We start from the raw sequence: 1,186 nt of genomic DNA on the forward strand, positions 1-1,186 counted from the left end.
AGCCGTCGGTCGACTCGGTCCCGGCGATGACCAAATCGAAACCTTCGCGGGCGATGGCAGCGGCCAGGACCCGGGCCGTCAGCAAAGCATCTGAGCCACGCAAGGTCGGGTCGTCGACGACCACGGCTTTGCCTGCTCCCATCGCAAGCGCCTGACGGAGACCTTGCATGCTGCCAGCTGGTCCCATCGAGACCAATGTCACCGATCCTTCGTGGGTCTGGGCGAGTTGAAGTCCCATTTCCACTCCATAGCGGTCGGTGTCATCGAGGACCTGCTCTTTTGGTCTGATGAGCAAATGGCTGTCGGGTTCGAGGCGATATGGGGTTGTTGGATCGGGGATTTGCTTGGCCAAAACGACTATCTGCATTCGAGGGCGGATCGTACCGAGTGTCTCAGATCCCCGACAATCGGCTTGACAATCGGCCTGGCGCAACCGTCCCTTCAGTTGTGGTGAGGTCGATTCCGTCGCTGGCAACATGGAGGGATGTCCGCCGTGTTCGCCCTGCTGGCTTCATTGACCTATGGCGCCTCCGATTTTCTCGGGGGGCTTCTGGGCCGCCGAATGCCGACGATGGTGGTGTTGGTGTGGTCGCAGGGAACCGGTCTGATCCTGGCGGTGGCGGGGTCGTTGGTCGTGGCTGCCGATCACGTTGTATGGACCGACTTCGTGTGGGGAGGGGCGGGTGGCCTGGCCGGGACCGTCGGCCTTTATTGCCTCTATCAGGGTTTAGCCGAAGGAAGAATGGCAGTCGTCTCCCCGGTAGCTGCTCTGGTGGGCGTCCTGGTACCGGCCGGAGTCGGGTTGACTCTGGGAGAGCGCCCGCTCCCGGTGGAGTGGATCGGAATGCTGCTGGCGTTACCGGCGATATGGCTGGTTGCCTCGGTCGGGCACATTGAAGGCACGGGTGGCCTTGGATTCGGGATCGTGGCCGGCCTCGGATTCGGATTCTTCTTCGCAGCCGTTGCCCAGACCGGAGACGGCTCCGGATTGTGGCCCCTTGTAGGCGCCCGGATTACCCAGGTATCGGTGCTCGTGGTACTGGCCCTTCGCCGACGGCTTGGTGTGCCACCGCCCGGTAGCCGTATAGCCGTCATGGCACTCGGCGCCGGTGACATTCTCGCCAACGTTTTCGTGCTCCTGGCATTCCGCTCGGGACTGCTCACGCTGGCGGGGGTCTTGACCTCC

The 1,186-nt window shown here is 62.9% G+C and carries 2 protein-coding genes; one reads left to right on the top strand and one right to left on the bottom strand.

What is annotated here, in order from left to right; all coding sequences use genetic code 11:
• On the bottom strand, window positions 1-367 hold a 367-nt coding region (locus JJE47_12630; GenBank protein ID MBK5268271.1), incomplete at its 3' end, for an electron transfer flavoprotein subunit alpha.
• Between the two features lie 117 nt (window positions 368-484).
• Between JJE47_12630 and JJE47_12635 the strand changes: the two genes are divergently transcribed.
• On the top strand, window positions 485-1,186 hold a 702-nt coding region (locus tag JJE47_12635), incomplete at its 3' end, for an EamA family transporter (protein MBK5268272.1).

It is taken from the genome of Acidimicrobiia bacterium, from assembly GCA_016650365.1.
In the GTDB taxonomy this organism is placed as follows: domain Bacteria; phylum Actinomycetota; class Acidimicrobiia; order Spongiisociales; family JAENVV01; genus JAENVV01.